At 70.6% G+C, this 17,194-nt stretch carries 12 protein-coding genes, 1 pseudogene and 1 riboswitch; of the genes and pseudogenes, 7 read left to right on the forward strand and 6 right to left on the reverse strand.

Annotated features, from left to right (window positions below; all coding sequences use genetic code 11):
• Nucleotides 1-89: 89 nt before the first annotated feature.
• The 5 genes and pseudogenes from AC1DCT_RS05270 to AC1DCT_RS05290 all read right to left on the reverse strand — a co-directional run.
• Nucleotides 90-1,715: a peptide ABC transporter substrate-binding protein gene (locus tag AC1DCT_RS05270; RefSeq protein WP_441976246.1), complete on the reverse strand. Its 1,626-nt coding sequence runs from the start codon at nucleotides 1,713-1,715 to the stop codon at nucleotides 90-92.
• A gap of 196 nt (nucleotides 1,716-1,911) precedes the next feature.
• Nucleotides 1,912-4,728 (reverse strand): aminomethyl-transferring glycine dehydrogenase, encoded by a 2,817-nt coding sequence (gene gcvP / locus AC1DCT_RS05275; protein ID WP_441976448.1) that lies wholly within the window; start codon nucleotides 4,726-4,728, stop codon nucleotides 1,912-1,914.
• Nucleotides 4,729-4,784: 56 nt separating this feature from the next.
• Entirely contained in the window at nucleotides 4,785-5,162 is a 378-nt protein-coding gene (gene gcvH, locus AC1DCT_RS05280; RefSeq protein ID WP_440734557.1) for a glycine cleavage system protein GcvH, read from the reverse strand.
• On the reverse strand, nucleotides 5,159-6,265 hold the full coding sequence (gcvT, locus tag AC1DCT_RS05285) for a glycine cleavage system aminomethyltransferase GcvT (protein WP_441976247.1): 1,107 nt from the start codon (nucleotides 6,263-6,265) through the stop codon (nucleotides 5,159-5,161). The genes gcvH and gcvT overlap by 4 nt, the downstream gene beginning before the upstream one ends.
• Nucleotides 6,266-6,510: 245 nt before the next feature.
• Nucleotides 6,511-6,604: riboswitch (glycine riboswitch) on the reverse strand.
• A gap of 116 nt (nucleotides 6,605-6,720) precedes the next feature.
• Nucleotides 6,721-7,515 (reverse strand): annotated as a pseudogene (locus tag AC1DCT_RS05290) (DUF817 domain-containing protein); the annotation flags it as partial.
• A 107-nt stretch (nucleotides 7,516-7,622) separates the two neighbouring features.
• On the opposite strand from AC1DCT_RS05290, the gene AC1DCT_RS05295 reads away from it, so the two are divergent.
• From AC1DCT_RS05295 to AC1DCT_RS05325, 7 genes are all read left to right on the forward strand, one after another.
• Nucleotides 7,623-8,330, forward strand: coding sequence for an NUDIX hydrolase (locus AC1DCT_RS05295; RefSeq protein ID WP_440734559.1), 708 nt, complete (start codon nucleotides 7,623-7,625; stop codon nucleotides 8,328-8,330).
• A complete protein-coding gene (nadA, locus tag AC1DCT_RS05300) occupies nucleotides 8,327-9,646 on the forward strand; it encodes a quinolinate synthase NadA (RefSeq protein WP_441976248.1) in 1,320 nt (439 codons plus the stop codon). Before AC1DCT_RS05295 ends, nadA begins: the two co-directional genes overlap by 4 nt.
• Nucleotides 9,646-11,232: an L-aspartate oxidase gene (nadB, locus tag AC1DCT_RS05305; protein WP_477427881.1), complete on the forward strand. Its 1,587-nt coding sequence runs from the start codon at nucleotides 9,646-9,648 to the stop codon at nucleotides 11,230-11,232. Before nadA ends, nadB begins: the two co-directional genes overlap by 1 nt.
• On the forward strand, nucleotides 11,232-12,098 hold the full coding sequence (gene nadC, locus AC1DCT_RS05310) for a carboxylating nicotinate-nucleotide diphosphorylase (RefSeq protein WP_477427883.1): 867 nt from the start codon (nucleotides 11,232-11,234) through the stop codon (nucleotides 12,096-12,098). The genes nadB and nadC overlap by 1 nt, the downstream gene beginning before the upstream one ends.
• 2 nt (nucleotides 12,099-12,100) lie before the next feature.
• Complete coding sequence (locus AC1DCT_RS05315; protein ID WP_477427885.1) at nucleotides 12,101-13,246, forward strand: cysteine desulfurase family protein; 1,146 nt, start codon at nucleotides 12,101-12,103, stop codon at nucleotides 13,244-13,246.
• A gap of 9 nt (nucleotides 13,247-13,255) precedes the next feature.
• Entirely contained in the window at nucleotides 13,256-14,197 is a 942-nt protein-coding gene (locus tag AC1DCT_RS05320; protein WP_441976252.1) for a glycosyltransferase family 2 protein, read from the forward strand.
• A gap of 65 nt (nucleotides 14,198-14,262) precedes the next feature.
• Entirely contained in the window at nucleotides 14,263-15,036 is a 774-nt protein-coding gene (locus AC1DCT_RS05325) for an SDR family NAD(P)-dependent oxidoreductase (RefSeq protein WP_441976253.1), read from the forward strand.
• Between the two features lie 119 nt (nucleotides 15,037-15,155).
• On the opposite strand, the gene AC1DCT_RS05330 is transcribed toward AC1DCT_RS05325, so the two are convergent.
• On the reverse strand, nucleotides 15,156-17,042 hold the full coding sequence (locus AC1DCT_RS05330; RefSeq protein WP_441976449.1) for an ABC transporter ATP-binding protein: 1,887 nt from the start codon (nucleotides 17,040-17,042) through the stop codon (nucleotides 15,156-15,158).
• Nucleotides 17,043-17,194: the final 152 nt, after the last annotated feature.

Genomic DNA, 17,194 nt, shown 5'->3' on the forward strand with positions numbered 1-17,194 from the left:
CGCACGACACTAATTCGGTGGCTGTTTTCAACAGCGCGCGAGGCGGTGACGTGGTCGTCACCGCCTCGCGGGTGTGATCCCCGGGCTGGTCAGCCCTTGGTGATCTCGTAGTACAGCGGAACGGAGTTCCATCCGAACTGGACGTTGTTCACGCCCTTGGCGAAGCCGCCGTTCACGTTCGAGTACCACAGCGGGATGGCCGGGAGGTCCTTGAGCAGCAGCTCCTGGGCCTGGGCGTAGTCCTTCGTGGCCTCGGACTGGTCGGTCGCCGAGGCGCCCTTCGCGACCAGCTTGTCGAACTCGGGGTTCGAGTAGTCGGTGTCGTTCGACGACGCCTTGGTGCCGTAGATCGGCTGCAGGAAGTTGTACTGCGCCGGGTAGTCGGCCTGCCAGCCGGTGCGGAACGCGGTCTGGATGGTGCGCGCGTTCACGTCCTTGCGAAGAGCAGCGAAGTCGACGTACGGGTTGCCGGAGGCGTCGATGCCGAGGTTGTTCTTCAGCTGGTTCGACACGGCGTCGACCCACGCCTGGTGCGAGGAGTCGGAGTTGTACGCGATCTGGAACTTGCCCTCCCACGGCGAGATCTTGTCGGCCTGAGCCCACAGGTCCTTCGCCTTCTTCGCGTCGAACTTCAGCACGTCCGCACCCTTGAGGGAGTCGGACCAGCCCGCGATGACCGGCGAGGTGAAGTCGCTGGCGGGGGTGCGGGTGTTGTTGAAGATCGTCTTGGTGATCGCAGCACGGTCGATCGCCATCGAGATCGCCTCGCGACGCAGCTTGCCCTCGTCACCGGTGAAGTGCGCGGCGTTGCCCGGGATCGAGAACGACTGGAAGATCGCGGCCGGCTGGTTGACCGCACGGTCGCCCAGATCGGACTCGAACGTCTGCTGCGCTGCGGCCGGGATCAGGTCGATCACGTCGACCTTGTCGCTCTGCAGGTCGGCGTAAGCCGCGTCAGCGGTTGCGTAGAAGATGAAGTTCACGCCACCGTTCTTCGCCTGACGTCCACCCTTGTAGGTGTCGCTCTTGACCAGGTCGAGCTCGACCTTGTGCTGCCAGGCGCCGGCCTTGGCGAACTTGTAGGGTCCGTTGCCGATCGGGTTCTCGCCGGCCGTGGCCATGTCCTTGAGGGACGCGGCGGGCAGCGGGTAGTAGGCCGAGTAGCCGAGGCGCTGCGAGAAGTCCGCGGCGACCGGGTTGGCCAGCTTGATCGTGAACGTGTAGTCATCGGTCTTCTTCAGACCGGTCAGCGGGGAGTCGGCGGAGTCGCTGAAGCCCTCGATGTCGCTGAACCAGGACTGGTTGAGCTGCTTGTTCGAGAACAGCGCACCGTACTGCCACGCGTTGATGAAGCTGTCGGCCGTGACCTTCTCGCCGTTGGAGAAGGTGTTGCCCTGCTTCAGCTTGATCGTCAGGCTCGAGGCGTCGTCGACTTTGATCGACTCGGCCATGTCGTTGACGAGCTTGCCCTTGGCGTCGTAATAGGCAAGGCCCGCGAACAGGGAGTCGAGGATCTTGCCGCCGCCCACCTCATTGGTGTTGGTCGGGATCAGCGGGTTCTCGGGCTCGCTGCCGCTGACCTTGATGATGGTCTTCGAGTCGCCGCCCTTGGTGGGGGTTGCGTCTCCGCCGCTCTTGCTGGAGCAGCCAGCGAGGGCGAGTGCGCCCGCCGCGAGCAGTCCGATGCCCGCGAGGGCGATCTTGTTGCGCTTCACGTTGTGTCCTCCTGTGGACAGATAACAGCAATCTGCACGCTCTTCGTCGAGCGCGTAGGGATACTCGAGGGTAACCGCCGCACCCCCGATCCGGCGAACCGACTGCGTTAACCGTTACTCACTGGTGACCTGAACGACGAGGCGCCCTGGGAGCGGTTCCCAGGACGCCTCGTCGTTCTTCGGATCGTGCGGATCCTTACAGCGCGAAAGCCTCCACCGGAGGGCAGGCGCACACCAGGTTGCGGTCGCCGTACGCATTGTCGATGCGGCGCACCGGCGGCCAGTACTTACCCGCGATGAGCGCATGCGTCGGATAGGCGGCCTGCTCGCGGGTGTAGGCGTGATCCCACTCCCCCATCAGCAGCGCGGCCGCGGTGTGCGGCGCATGCACGAGCGGGTTGTCGTCGGCCGGCCAGACACCTGCGGCGACCTCGTCGGCTTCGGCCTTGATCTGGATCATGGCCTCGACGAAGCGCTCGAGCTCGCCGAGGTCCTCCGACTCGGTGGGCTCCACCATGAGCGTGCCCGCGACCGGGAACGACATGGTCGGCGCGTGGAAGCCGTAATCGATGAGGCGCTTGGCCACGTCGTCGACCGTGATCCCGGTCGCCTCCTTGAGCGGACGCAGGTCGAGGATGCACTCATGCGCCACCCGGCCCTGCTCCCCCGAGTACAGCACCGGGTAGTGCGCGGCCAGGCGTGCGGCGACGTAGTTCGCCGCGAGCACAGCGGCCGCGGTCGCATCCCGCAAGCCGTCGGCGCCCATCATCCGCACGTACGCCCACGAGATCGGCAGCACGCCGGCGGATCCGTAGGGCGCCGCGGAGACCGGGCCGCCCTCGAACACGTAGCCGCCCGCGTGCGCGGCGCGCTGCGCCTGCGGGTGTCCGGGCAGGTACGGCGCGAGGTGCGCCTTCGCCGCCACGGGGCCCACGCCGGGGCCGCCGCCGCCGTGCGGGATCGCGAACGTCTTGTGCAGGTTGAGGTGCGAGACGTCGCCCCCCAGGTCGCCGAACCGGGAGTAGCCGAGGAGCGCGTTCAGGTTCGCGCCGTCGATGTACACCTGGCCGCCGGCCGCGTGCACCGCCGCCGTGATGTCGAGCACGTCGTGCTCGTACACGCCGTGCGTGGACGGGTAGGTGATCATGAGCGCCGCGATCTCGTCGGCGTGCTGGGCGATCTTCGCCCGCAGGTCGTCGAGGTCGACATTGCCCAGCTCATCGGTCGCGACCACGACCACCTTCATGCCCGCCAGCACCGCGGACGCGGCGTTGGTGCCGTGCGCGGACGACGGGATCAGGCACACCGTGCGGTGGTCGTCTCCGTTGGCGAGGTGGTAGCCGCGGATCGCGAGCAGGCCCGCGAGCTCGCCCTGGGATCCGGCATTCGGCTGCAGGGACACCGCGTCGTAGCCGGTGACGTCCGCGAGCCATGCCTCGAGCTGGTCGATCAACTCGAGCGAGCCCTGCACGTCCGCCTCGGGGGCGAACGGGTGCAGCTGCGCGAACTCGGGCCAGGTGATGGCCGCCATCTCGGTCGCCGCGTTGAGCTTCATCGTGCAGGATCCGAGCGGGATCATGCCCCGGTCCAGGGCGTAGTCGCGGTCGGCGAGGCTCTTCAGGTACCGCATCATGGCGGTCTCCGAGCGGTGCGCGTGGAACACCGGGTGCGTGAGGTACTCGTCCTGACGGGCGAGTGCAGCCGGCACGCTGGTGACCGGGATGTAGGCGAACGAACCCTCTCCCGCACCGAAGACCGTGGCCACGGCGAGGATGTCCTCGTAGGTCGTGGTCTCGTCGGCGGCGATGCTCACGGTGTCGGCGTCGACGGGGTTCAACAGGATCCCTGCGGCGTGGGCGTCGGCGACGATCGCATCGGCCCGACCGGGAACGCGCACCGTGATGGTGTCGAAGTAGTCGGCATGCACCACTTCGGCGCCCGCCTTCTCCAGCTGCGTGGCGAGGAAGCGGGCCTTGGAAGCCACGCCCGTGGCGATCTCCTTGAGGCCCTCCGGCCCGTGGTAGACCGCGTACATGGCCGCCATGACGGCCAGCAGCACCTGTGCGGTGCAGATGTTCGACGTGGCCTTCTCACGGCGGATGTGCTGCTCGCGCGTCTGCAGGGCCAGGCGATAGGCCGGGTGGCCGTCCGCGTCCTGCGAGACGCCGACCAGGCGCCCGGGCAGCTGCCGCTCCAGACCGGACCGCACCGCCATGTAGCCGGCGTGCGGGCCGCCGAAGCCCATCGGCACGCCGAAGCGCTGCGTCGTGCCCACCGTGACGTCCGCGCCGAGCGAACCCGGCGAGGCGATCAGGGTGAGCGCGAGCAGGTCGGCCCCGACGACGGCGAGGCCGCCGGCGAGGTGCGCCGCATCGATGACGGCGGAAGGATCCCAGATCCGTCCCGAGGCGCCCGGATACTGCACGAACACGCCGAACAGCTCCTCGGGCAGGGTCTCCCCGCCGGCGAGGTCGCGCTCGACGAGCTCGATCCCGAGCGCCGCTGCGCGCGTGGCCAGCAGAGCCTTGGTCTGCGGCAGGGCGTCGGCGTCGACCACGAACCAGGGCGAGGGCGACTTGGATCCGCGCCGCGCGAGCAGCATGCCCTCGGCGACGGCCGAGGACTCGTCGAGCATCGACGCGTTCGCCGTGTCCAGGCCGGTGAGGTCCGAGACCATGGTCTGGAAGTTGATCAGCGCCTCGAGGCGGCCCTGCGAGATCTCCGGCTGGTACGGCGTGTAGGCCGTGTACCAGGACGGATTCTCCAGCACGTTGCGCTGGATCACGCTCGGAGTGAGGGTGCCGTAGTAGCCGAGGCCGATCATGGGACGGTTCACCGTGTTGCGGTTCGCCATCGAGCGCAGCTCGGCGAGGGCCTCCGCCTCACTCGCGGCGGCCGGCAGCAGGCTGACGCGGTCGGCGGCCGAGCGGATCGAGGCCGGGACGGCCTCGCGCATGAGCGCGTCGACGGGACGCTCGTCGGCGCCGTAGGAGATGCCGATCGCGTCGAGCATCGCCCGCTGGGCGTCGGCCGTGGTGCCGATGTGGCGGTCGAGGAACGCGGTCACTCTCAGCCCTCCGTGTGCGCGACGTAGGCGTCGCGGTCGAGAAGACCGTCGACGGCGCCCGCAGCGATGGACACCTTGATCAGCCAGCCGCCGTCGAAGGGCGCGGAGTTGACCAGCGACGGGTCGTCGACCACGGCGTCGTTGATCTCGACGACCGTGCCGTCGACCGGCGCGTACAGCTCGGAGACCGACTTGGTCGACTCGGCCTCGCCGAAGACGTCGCCGCGGCTGAAGGACGTGCCGACGGCGGGCAGCTCGACGAAGACGATGTCACCGAGGGCGTCCGCGGCGAAGTCGGTGATCCCGATGGTCGCGGAATCGCCGTCGACGGCGACCCACTCGTGCTCTTCGCTGTAGCGCAGGGTGTTGAGATCGGTCATTTCTTCCTCCGGTAGAAAGGCAGGGCGGTGACGGTCGCGGGGATCTTGGTGCCGCGGACGTCGAGGAACAGGGGGACGGCGCCGTCGGCGACGGCGGGGTCGACGAAGGCCATCGCGACCGGGTGGCCGAGAGTCGGGCTGAGCGCACCGCTGGTGATCTCGCCGATCACCGCGCCGTCCTCGGTCACGACCGCGTACCCGGCGCGGCCGGCCCGGCGGCCCTCGGCGGCGAGGCCGATGAGCACGCGCGCGCCCTCGGCGGGCGTGACGGCGCCCTTGCCGACGAAGTCGTCCTTGTCCTCCACGACCACGCGACCCAGGCCCGACTGGGCGGGCTTGGTCTCGCGGTTCAGCTCGTGGCCGTACAGCGGCATGCCCGCCTCCAGGCGCAGCGTGTCACGCGCGGCGAGACCGGCGGGCACCAGGCCGCGGTCGGCGCCCGCGGCGAGCGCGGCGTCCCACAGCGCGGCGGCGTCGGAGGCTTCGACGAGCAGCTCGAAGCCGTCCTCGCCGGTGTAGCCGGTGCGCGCCAGCAGCAGCGGCTTGCCGTTGTAGGTCGCGGAGGCCCAGGCGTAGTACTTCTGCTCCGCCCACGGGATCGAGACATCGTGGATGCCGTCGATCGCGGCGACGATCGCCTCGGCGTTCGGGCCCTGCACGGCGATGAGGGCGTAGGAGTCGGAGACGTCCTCAACAACGACCTCACGACCCGCGGTGCGCGCCAGCAGCGCCTCGCGCACGGCGTCGCGGTTGCCGGCGTTGCTGATGATGAGGAAGTCGTCATCGCCGAGTCGGTAGACGATCACGTCGTCGATGATGCCGCCGTCCTCGGCGAGCAGCAGCGAGTACTTCGCCTTGCCGACGGCGAGGGCGGAGAGCCGGCCGGCGAGCGCGTAGTCGAGATACGCGGCCGCGCCGGAGCCGACGATCGTGAACTCGGCCATGTGCGAGATGTCGAAGATGCCCGCGCTCTCGCGCACCGCGTGGTGCTCGGCGAGGTCGGACGTGTAGCGGACGGGCATCTGCCAGCCGCCGAAGTCGGTGAACGATGCCCCGAGCGCCTCGTGGCGCTCCCGAAGGGGGGTGTAGCGGGCGTCTGTCATGGAGCTCTCCCGTGCGGATCGGTGAGGATCCGCACGGCGCACGGATCCGAGAACTCCCCCTCTGTCATGAGCCTGAGAGTTTCGCCCGCGCCTTCGAGAGGCGACAGAGCTTTCACCGTCGGCGGATCCCGAGCGAGAGGTGGAGATCCGCGGGGATCCAGTCACCAGGGTTTCGGCTCAGGCGCCTTCAGCGTCTTCGCTCAACCCGATTTCTCGTTTCACTCGAAATCGCTTTTCAGAGCGGCCGGGTCTGCGCGGTGCGGTTACCTGAGAGATTGGCGGGGAGGCTTGCTCCTTCGGTGTCCGGCTGCGATCACCGGACTCTCCCGCGCGGACCATGCGGCCACGTGTTCAGTTTTCCTGCGCCATCCTACCGTGCGGGATGCCCGTCGCGCCGCCGGTTTCCCGGGCGGGCGCGGCGGGAAGACGAGCGTCACCAGGACGACCGAGATGATCATCAGGAGGAACCAGCTGGACACCTTCGACAGGGAGACCGGCTGCCAGCCCCCGACCTGGTCGGGATAGAGCCAGGCCCCGCTCGCGGTGCCGATGTTCTCGGCCAGCCAGATGAACAGCGCGACGCCGGCGAACGGCAGCAGCAGTGGGATCCGGAGGGTGCGCCGCCAGACGCGTGCATGCATCACGGTCGGCAGCCAGAGGACGACGACGAGCGCCGTGAGCGCCCAGCGCGCATCCCAGATCCAGTGGTGCGTGAAGAAGTTCGCGTAGATCAGCACCGCCAGCACCACGGTGGCCCAGCGCGGCGGGTAGCGCACGAAGGCGAGGTCGAACAAGCGGTGCACGCGCACCATGTACGAGCCGACCGCCGCATACATGAAGCCGCTGAACAGCGGGACGGCGCCGATCCTCAGAAAGCCGTCGGCCTCGTACGCCCAGGAGCCGACGTCGGTCTTGAACAGCTCCATCGCGGTTCCCGTCACGTGGAACAGCATGATCACCCAGAGTTCCCGCCCCGACTCCAGGCGCGTGGCGAGCATCGCCACCTGGATCAGCACCGCGATGAGGGTCAGCAGGTCGTTGCGGGTGAGGGCGAGGTCGGACGGGTACAGCGTGCGCACGAGCACGATCGCCACGAGGAGGGCCGCGCCGAACACGCACGCCCACCCCTGCTTGGCGAGGAACACGGACGCCTCGACGAGGAAGCCGCGCACGCCGGTCGAGGGGGCGCCCGCGAGGATCCGGCGAGCGCGGGCATCGATCCGCGCCTCGAGACGCGTCGGCTGCTGCATGTCCCGACGCTATCCGCCGCGGCGGGCGCGCGGCTGAGAGGTCGCCGTAATGATCGCGAGTTCTGGTCACGGCGACTATAAGATGATCCACGGAGGTTAGAGTCAGCATGACCAGAAGCGAGCACGAGGACGGGATCCGCGTCGCGGTGTCGACCGTGATCCTGACGCTGCGCCGCGACGGCGGCGAGGCGCCGCGGCTCGCGCTGCCGCTCGTCAGGCGCACGCGCGATCCGCATGCGGGCGCCTGGGCGCTTCCCGGCGGATGGCTCGACGACACGGAGAGCCTGGCCGCCGCGGCGGCCCGCACGCTCGCCGAGACGACGGGGCTCACCCCCAGCTACCTCGAGCAGCTCTACGCGTTCGGCGCGGTGGACCGCTCCCCGAGCCGGGTGATCTCCGTCGTGTACTGGGCGCTCGTGCGCGAGGAGGAGTCCGTCGGCGCGGTCGGATCGGATCCGGAGAACGTCGACTGGTTCGACGCCGCCGACCTGCCGGAGCTCGCCTTCGACCACGGCCGCATCATCGAGTACGCACTGTGGCGGCTGCGCAACAAGGCCGGTTACAGCCGTGTGGCACAGGGCTTCCTCCCTCCGGAGTTCACCCTGGCCGACCTGCGCGAGGCGTACGAGACCATCCTGGGTCGCCGGCTGGATCCCGCGAATTTCCGGCGTCAGGTCGACGCGACGCGGACCCTGATCCCCACCAACGCGTTCCGCACGGGCAGCCATCGGCCCGCCCGGCTGTACCGCGATGCCACCGATGTCGAGCTCGCCGACCGCGGCCCGCTCGCCCCCGAAGAGACGAGAACCTCATGAGCACCACCTCTCTGCACTCTCCGATCGATCCGTCCGTCGACCATGCGCTGCGCCTGATCGTCACCGGCGCCTCCTCGGAATCGACCTGCACCACGGATCTCGCCGCGGGGCCCTGGAACTTCGACACGATCCCGGGGTACGGTCCCGGATCGTCCATGGGCGACGTGATCCCGACCGGCGCGCCGCGCCAGGGCGAGCTCCCGGCCGCCTATCGCGAGGCCGGCGAGGACGAGCTGCACGAGCGGATCCGTGCGGCGAAGGCCACCCTCGGCGAGCGCGTCGTGGTGCTCGGGCACTTCTATCAGCGCGAGGAGGTCGTGCAGCACGCGGACCATGTCGGCGACTCGTTCCAGCTCGCGGGCTTCGCGAAGCAGCACCCGGACGCCGAGGCGATCGTGTTCTGCGGCGTGCATTTCATGGCGGAGACCGCCGATCTGCTCTCCGGACCGGATCAGGCCGTGATCCTGCCGAACCTCGCCGCCGGATGCTCCATGGCGGACATGGCCGACATCGACCAGGTCGAGGACTGCTGGGAGCAGCTCGCCGACGTGCTCGGTCCGCTGGACCAGCCCGACGCCGACGGACTCGTGCCGGTGATCCCCGTCACCTACATGAACTCCTCCGCCGCGATCAAAGGCTTCGTGGGACGTCACGGCGGCATCGTGTGCACCTCGTCGAACGCCCGCACCGTGCTGGAGTGGGCGTTCGCTCGGGGTCGGCGGGTGCTGTTCTTCCCGGACCAGCACCTGGGCCGCAACACGGCGAAGGCGATGGGCGTGCCGCTGGAGCAGATGCCGATGTGGAATCCACGCCGTCCTCTCGGCGGATCCTCCTCGGTCGAGCTGCAGGACTCCCGCGTCATCCTCTGGCACGGGTTCTGCTCGGTCCACCGCCGTTTCACCGTCGCCCAGATCGAGCAGGCTCGCGCCGAGCACCCTGGCGTGCGCGTGATCGTGCACCCGGAGTGCCCGATGGAGGTCGTGGACGCCGCCGATGAGGCCGGCTCCACCGACTACATCCGCAAGGCCATCGACGCGGCGACCGAGCCCACGACTTTCGCGATCGGCACCGAGATCAACCTGGTCCGCCGGCTCGCGGCGCAGTATCCGCAGCACGAGATCTTCTGCCTGGATCCGGTGGTCTGCCCCTGTTCCACGATGTACCGGATCCACCCCGGCTACCTCGCCTGGGTGCTCGAGGAGCTCGTCGCGGGGCGCACGCCGAACCGGATCACGGTGACGGCGGACGTGGCGGACCCGGCACGGGTCGCACTCGAGCGCATGCTGGCGGCCCGCCCTCCGGTCGCGGTGGCCTGATGCCCGCGCCCGGCGAGCGCCGCGCCCCCGGGGCGCTGCACGTGCTCGTGATCGGCGGCGGGATCGCCGGTCTCACCGCCGCGCTGCATGCGCACGAGGCCGGCCACCGTGTCGAGGTCGTCGTGAAGGACGCCCTCGGCGACGGCGCGACCGCGCTCGCCCAGGGCGGGATCGCCGGGGTGTACGGCACGGATGCCGTTGGCGTGGCCGACTCTCCCGCCGCGCACGCCGCGGACACGCTCACCGCAGGAGCGGGGCTCTCCGACCCCGCTGTGGTGGACGTGCTCGTCGGCGAAGCGCCCGCGCGGATCGCAGAACTGGTCGCCCGCGGAGTGCCGTTCGACCTGGATCCCCAGGGGCGGCTGCTGCGCGGGCTCGAGGCGGCCCACTCCGCGGCACGGATCGCACACGCGGGCGGCGACGCCACGGGGGCGGCCATCTCCGCTGCCCTCGTCCGCGCCGTGCGGGAGGCGGGGATCACCGTCCGCGAGCACGCGATGCTGGTCGATCTGATCGTCTCCGGCGGAGTGGTGCGCGGGGCCGGGCTGCTCATCGCGGGGCGGATCGTCGAGCTCGCAGCGGACGCCGTGATCCTCGCGACCGGCGGCGCGGGCCGGCTGTTCCAGCACACCACGGCCCCCGCCGTCTGCACCGGCGATGGGATCGCCGCGGCGCGGCGAGCGGGTGCTGCGGTCGAGGATCTGGAGTTCGTGCAGTTCCACCCCACGATCCTGGCTGCACCCGGGCCGGCGTTCCTGATCTCCGAGGCGGTGCGCGGGGAGGGCGCAACCCTCATCGACGACGAGGGACGGCGCTTCGCCTTCGACGCGCATCCCGACGGCGAGCTCGCGCCGCGCGATGTCGTGACGCGCGCGGTCGTGCGCCGCGCGCGGGAGCAGGGCGGCCCTGTGCGTCTGGACGCCACGGGGATCTGCCGTCGCGAGGGCTGGAGCGCGGAGCACCTCGCGCGCCGGTTCCCCACGATCGACCGGGTCACGCGGGAGCGCGGCTTCGACTGGGCCCGCGAGCCCCTCCCGGTCACTCCGGCCGCACATTATCTGATGGGCGGGGTGGTCACCGACGCCGAGGGCCGTACCACGCTGCCCGGCCTCTACGCGGTCGGAGAGACCGCGCGCACCGGCGTGCACGGTGCGAACCGGCTCGCCTCGAACTCCCTGCTCGAGGGCGCGGTGTTCGGCGCACGGGCAGCGTCCGCGCTGGACACCCCGTGGGTCCGCGCGTCGAGCAAGGGCATCGAAGGACACCCCGACGAAACGCCGTTCGTGACGCGCGATGGCTCGTCTCGGTCCGCGGTTCCCGAGCGCCCGTTCGGGGATCCGTTCTCCCGGCCCGCGCTGCAGGAGCTCATGTGGGATCTGGTCGGCCCGCTGCGCACCCGCGAAGGTCTGGAAGAGGCTCTGGCGACGGTCCGCTCCTGGCGCCCGCCGGAGGGCCTCACCCGAACGGCCGTGGAGGACCGCAACCTGCTCCAGGTCGCCGAGGCCATGATCACGGCCGCGCTCGCCCGCCCGGTCTCGATCGGCGCTCACCATCTCGAACCGTCGCCCGCCCTGATCGGAGTCTGATGCTCACCCCCGCCCTCCTCACCCGCGTCGTCGGAGCAGCCCTCGAAGAGGACGCCCCCTGGGGCGACCTCACGAGCACCGCGCTGCTGCCCGCCGCCGCCACCGCGACAGCGGACCTCGTCGCGCGCGAGCCCGGAGTGCTGGCCGGCGGCGACGTGTTCGCGGCCGCCTTCACACTCACGGATCCGGAGACGGTCGTGGATCTGCACCTCGCGGACGGCGACGCCTTCGCCGCCGGAGACGTGCTCGCGACCGTGACCGGATCCGCCCGCAGCCTGCTGACGGCGGAGCGGGTGGCGCTGAACTTCACGCAGCGCCTGAGCGGCATCGCGACCCTCACAGCCGCCTACGTCACCGCCGTGGAGGGCGCCGGGCCCGACGGCAAGCAGGTGCGCATCGCCGACACCCGCAAGACCACCCCCGGGCTGCGTGCGTTCGAACGACACGCCGTCGTCGCGGGCGGCGGACGCAACCACCGCTTCTCGCTGTCGGATGCGGTGATGGCCAAGGACAACCACCTCGCCGTGCTGACCCGGGGCGGTCGCGACGTCGCGACCGCGCTGCGCGAGGCGATCGCGACGCTGCCGCACACCACGCACGTCGTCGTCGAGGTGGATCGGCTCGACCAGATCCCTGCGGTGCTCGACGGCGGCGCCCACACCGTGCTGTTGGACAACTTCTCCCTCGAGGATCTGCGCGCGGGAGTCGCGCTGATCGGCGGTCGGGCGACCGCGGAGGCCTCGGGCGGCGTGAACCTCGACACGGTGCGCGCGATCGCCGGGACCGGGGTCGACGTGATCTCGGTGGGCGCCCTGACCCACTCCGCGCGGGCACTGGACCTCGGGCTCGACGTGCGGATCGACTGACCATGTCCGTCCCGCTCTACCTCGACCACGCGGCGACCTCGCCGATCCGGCCCGAGGTGCTCGAGGCGATGGCCCCGTTCCTCACCCGCACGTTCGGCAACCCGTCCAGCCATCACACCGTGGGCGAGGCGGCGAGCGCGGCGCTCGAGGACGCCCGCGCGCGGGTGGCGCGCGTGCTGGGGATGCGTTCCGGCGATGTCGTCTTCGCTGCCGGCGGCACCGAGGCGAACAACCTCGCGGTCAAGGGCATCGTGCTGGCCGCACTCGCCCGGGGCGGGCGCCACGTGATCACGACACCCATCGAGCACGAGTCGATCCTGGAGTCGGTCCGTTATCTCGAGCGGTTCCACGGCGTGGCCGCGACCCTGGTCCCGGTCGATGCGGCAGGACGGGTGGATCCGGACGCGGTCGCTGCGGCGATCCGCGACGACACCGCGCTGATCGCCGTCGGGCATGCGAACAATGAGATCGGCACGATCCAGGATGTCGCGGGGATCGCCGCGGCCGCCGCCGCGCAGGGCGTGCCGGTGCACCTGGACGCGGTGCAGTCCGCGGGATGGCTGGCACTGTCGGGCCTCGGCGCCGACGCGATCGCGATCGCCGGGCACAAGCTCGGCGCCCCCAAGGGCATCGGTGCGCTCGCCGTGCGCGGCCGGGTGCCGATCGAGCCCCTCTTGCACGGCGGCGGGCAGGAGCGCGGCCGCCGCTCCGGCACCGAGAACGTGGCGGGCGCGGTCGGTCTCGCCACCGCGCTCGAGCGGGCCGAGGGCGAGCGCGCCGAGGCCTCTGCGCGCGTCGGGGCGCAGTCCGCCCGGCTCATCGCCGGGGTTCTCGCGGCGGTCCCCTCGGCGCGCGTGACGGGCGATCCGGTGCACCGGCTGCCCGGCACGGCGAGTTTCACGTTCGCCGAGGTCTCCGGCGAGGCGGTGCTGCTCGAATTGGAGCGGCGCGGCGTGGTCTCGTCCAGTGGATCGGCGTGCGCGGCCGGCAGCGACGAGCCCTCGCACGTGCTTCTGGCTTGCGGCATCGACCCCGCCGTCGCGCAGACCGCGGTGCGCTTCACGCTCGGCCACGGCGGCCTTCCCGGCGACGGCCCGGAACAGCTCGCGGCGCTCGTCGCCGACGCCGTGTCCGCTGTGCGCTCCTAGACTGGCGGAGTGCCCGCCCCGCTCGTGACCGTGATCGTCCCCGGTCGCGACATCGCCGCCTTCGCTCCTGCCGCCCTCGACTCGCTGCGCGCGCAGACGGAGACCTCTTGGCGGGCGATCCTCGTCGATGACGGATCGCGCGACGACACCGGCCGGATCTTCGACGCCGCAGCAGACGCGGATCCGCGCTTCACCGTCCTGCGGCACACGGAGGCGCGCGGGCTCGGCGGCGCCCGCAACGCCGCGCTCGAACTCGTCGACACCGAGTACCTCGGCTTCCTCGACGGCGACGACGAGCTGACGCCGACCGCGCTCGAGCGGATGACCGGCACCCTCGCCGCGTCTGGGAGCGACTTCGTGGCGGGCGCGTACGTGCGCTCCCGCTGGGACGGGCAGACATACGCGCCGGGCCGTGTGCAGCCGTGGGTCGCGGCGGCGACGGATCCGGAACGCCTCGGCACCACGATCTTCGAGCACCCTGCCGCGTCGGCGAACATCGTGGCCTGGTCGAAGCTGAGCCGCACCGCGTTCTGGCAGGATCTCCGCTTCCCGGAGGGCGTCGCCTACGAGGACCAGATCGTGGCCCAGCGCATGTACACGGCCGCGCGCGCCTTCGATGTCATCCCCGACGTGGTGGTGCGATGGCGGCTGCGGGAGGACGGATCCTCCATCACGCAGGGCAAGCACCGCCTCCGCGTGCTCCGCGACTATCTCGCCGCGTTGCGCGGGGGCATCGACGTGCTGCATCGGGCGGGCGCGCAGGCCGCCGTTGTCGCTAGGCTCGACCTCATCCTCGCGATGGACCTGCCGCCGCTCCAGGAGATCGCCGGCAGCCACACCGACTCCGCGTATCCCGCGACGGTGCGAGCGTTCGTGCAAGACCTCGAGGCACTCCCCGAGTTCGCCGACGCCCGCGTGGACCCCACTCTCGCCGCCGCGCTGCGCTGGTAGCCGCGGCCATTGCTCGGACGGCCGATGCGCCCGTGCGCGTCGCTCCGCCCAGAATCAGGACCGTCATGAACGCCTATCTCTCCGACCTGTTCTCCCTCGAGGGTCGCACCGCCGTGGTCACCGGCGGCAGCTCCGGCATCGGGCGCGGCATCGCGACCGCGCTCGCCCGTGCCGGTGCCGCCACCGTGATCGTCGCCCGCGGCGCCGACCGGATCGACGAGACGGTGCGCGAGCTCACCGATGCCGGCTGCCGCGCCGCGGGCGTCGTGGGCGACCTCAGCACGCGCGACGGGATCCTCGCCGTGGCGGACGCCGCGGCACGTCCGTTCGGCGAGCCCGACATCCTCGTGAACTCCGCCGGCATCAATATCCGGCCTGCCTTCGCCGACATCACCGAGGCCGACTGGGACGCCACGATGACCGTGAACGCGCTCGCCCCGTTCCTGCTCGGTCAGCGCTACGGCGTGGGCATGGCCGAGCGAGGCTACGGCCGACTCATCCACATCAGCTCGCAGCAGGCGCACCGCGCCTTCGTCGGCAGCGGCATCTACGGCGTGTCGAAGGGTGCCGTCGAGTCGCTGATGCGCTCCGAAGCGGAGGCCTGGGGCGGGACCGGCGTCACCAGCAACACCCTCGTGCCGGGTTTCGTGCTGACGCCGCTCAACGCCCGCCTCCAGGAGGATCCGGTGCAGATCACGGCGCTCGCCGCCCGCACCATGATCGGCCGTAACGGGCTGCCGTCCGACTTCGCCGGCGCCGCCGTGTTCCTCTCGGGCGCCGGATCGTCGTACGTCACGGGTCACTCGCTCTTCGTGGACGGCGGGCTGAGCGTGCACTGAGGCCGGCGCTGTGTGCTGAACTCAGTCGATCCGGCCTGTGTTCGGGCGCCGGCGCGTCTCAGCGCACGATTCGACTGAGTTCAGCACGCCCCGAGGCTGTCACCCCGCGGCATCGCGGGTCAGGCCGAGCGCACGTCGTCATCGATCCTCGCTGCGGCCACCTGCTGCGCGGCGAGGTCGGCGTACAGTCCCCCCTGGGCGAGCAGCTCGGAGTGGGTGCCCGACTCGACGATCCGCCCCTCCTGCACGACGTGGATGACGTCCGCGCCGATCACCGTGGACAGCCGGTGCGCGATCGTGAGCGTGGTGCGGCCCTTGGCCGCCTCGTCCAGCGCCTCCTGTACGACGCGCTCCGACACCGTGTCGAGCGCGGACGTCGCCTCGTCCAGCAGCAGCACCGGCGGATCCTTGAGCAGCACCCGCGCGATCGCGATGCGCTGCTTCTCGCCGCCCGACAGCCGGTAGCCGCGCTCTCCGACCACGGTGTCGTAGCCGTCTTCGAAGCCGACGATCACGTGGTGGATGTTGGCGGCGGTGCACGCCGCCACGAGCTCCTCATCGGTCGCATCGGGCTTCGCATAGACGAGGTTCTCGCGGATCGTCGCATGGAACAGATACGTCTCCTGCGACACGATCCCGATCTCGTCGATGATCGACGACTGGGTGAGGTCACGCACATCGGCGCCGTCGAAGAGGATCGCTCCCTCCGATGCCTCGTAGAGCCGGGGAGCGAGATAGAGGATCGTCGTCTTGCCGGCCCCCGAGGGGCCGACGAAGGCGACGTGCTGCCCCGGGTCGGCGGTGAACGAGATCCCCTGCAGGGTGTCGCGCGCGGCGGACGACGCGTCCGGGTAGCGGAACCGAACATCGCGGAACTCGAGGCGCCCGCGGGGGCCGGGCGCCTCGGAGGCGGACTTCGCGTCCGGCGCGTCCTGGATCTGCGGCACCAGGTCGAGGTACTCGAAGATGCGCGCGAACAGGGCCTGCGAGGTCTGCACGTCCAGGGCGACGCGCATGAGCCCGATCAGCGGCATCAGCAGTCGCGCCTGCACGGTCGTGAAGGCCACTATGGCGCCGGCGGTGATGGATCCTGTCCCTCCGGCGACGAGGAGCCCCGCCACGAGGTAGATGATCGCCGGGACACTGGACATCAGCACCATCACGACCGCGAAGAAGCCCTGCCCGCTCATCGCCTGGCGCACCTGCAACCGGATCTGCGTGCGGTTCTGCGCCTGGTAGCGGGCCGACTCGGAACGCTGCCGGTTGAAGGACTTGGACAGCAGGATGCCGGACACGCTCAACGTCTCCTGCGTGATCGCGGTGAGCTCGCTCAGCGACTCCTGCGTCTCGCCGGCGATCCGCGCGCGCACCTGACCGACGCGGCGCTGCACGAGCACCAGGATCGGCATCACGCACACCGCGATGATGGTCAGCCGCCAGTCCAGCAGGATCATCGCCACCAGCGAGGCGATCACCGTGACCGTGTTTCCGAGGATGCTCGTGACCGTGCTCGTGAGCACTCCGGCGACACCGCCGACGTCGTTCTGCAGCCGGGACTGGATCACCCCGGTCTTGGTGCGGGTGAAGAACGCCAGCTCCATCGCCTGCAGGTGCTCGAACAGACGCACCCGCAGGTCGCCCGTCACGCTGTTGCCGACGGTCGAGGTGAGCCAGGTCTGCACGACGCCGAGACCGGCCGACAGCAGGTAGAGCGCGACCATGCCGACCACCAGCTCCACGAGCAGCGCGATGCGCGGTCCTCCGCCGCCCGCCGGGAACAGCGCGTCGTCGAAGACGAGCTTCACCAGCAGCGGCGGGATGACGCCGAGCGCGGCCGAGATGATCACCAGGAGGCCCGTGACGAGGATCCGTCCGCGATAGGGGCGGAACAGCGCGACCACCCGGCGGCCGAGATTCGCGATCTTCGGCGCCTCGGCGTTCTGCCGGCGCTGCGACGCCTCGTCCACGGGGCGCATTCCGCCCCGGGCTCCGCCACCTCTGGCCATCATGCTCATCCGCTCACCCCTGCCCGCCGCTGGTCACCTGCACCTTCGGCACCTCGCAAGCGTAGATCCCCGTGCCGAGCATGGGACGCCGCCGTCGAGAACGTCCGCTCAGGGCGCAACGCTGCTGAGAGCAGCGCCGACGGCCGGCGGGG

It is taken from the genome of Microbacterium sp. 10L49 (assembly GCF_056395125.1).

What these genes read in the sequence shown, in the direction of transcription:
- gcvH (WP_440734557.1), bottom strand. Translation starts at nt 5,162, where the DNA reads ATGACCGATCTCAACACCCTGCGCTACAGCGAAGAGCACGAGTGGGTC.
- AC1DCT_RS05330 (WP_441976449.1), bottom strand. Translation starts at nt 17,042, where the DNA reads ATGGCCAGAGGTGGCGGAGCCCGGGGCGGAATGCGCCCCGTGGACGAG.
- AC1DCT_RS05325 (WP_441976253.1), top strand. Translation starts at nt 14,263, where the DNA reads ATGAACGCCTATCTCTCCGACCTGTTCTCCCTCGAGGGTCGCACCGCC.
- nadC (WP_477427883.1), top strand. Translation starts at nt 11,232, where the DNA reads ATGCTCACCCCCGCCCTCCTCACCCGCGTCGTCGGAGCAGCCCTCGAA.
- AC1DCT_RS05315 (WP_477427885.1), top strand. Translation starts at nt 12,101, where the DNA reads ATGTCCGTCCCGCTCTACCTCGACCACGCGGCGACCTCGCCGATCCGG.
- nadA (WP_441976248.1), top strand. Translation starts at nt 8,327, where the DNA reads ATGAGCACCACCTCTCTGCACTCTCCGATCGATCCGTCCGTCGACCAT.
- gcvT (WP_441976247.1), bottom strand. Translation starts at nt 6,265, where the DNA reads ATGACAGACGCCCGCTACACCCCCCTTCGGGAGCGCCACGAGGCGCTC.
- gcvP (WP_441976448.1), bottom strand. Translation starts at nt 4,728, where the DNA reads ATGCTCGACGCGATCGGCATCTCCTACGGCGCCGACGAGCGTCCCGTC.
- nadB (WP_477427881.1), top strand. Translation starts at nt 9,646, where the DNA reads ATGCCCGCGCCCGGCGAGCGCCGCGCCCCCGGGGCGCTGCACGTGCTC.
- AC1DCT_RS05295 (WP_440734559.1), top strand. Translation starts at nt 7,623, where the DNA reads ATGACCAGAAGCGAGCACGAGGACGGGATCCGCGTCGCGGTGTCGACC.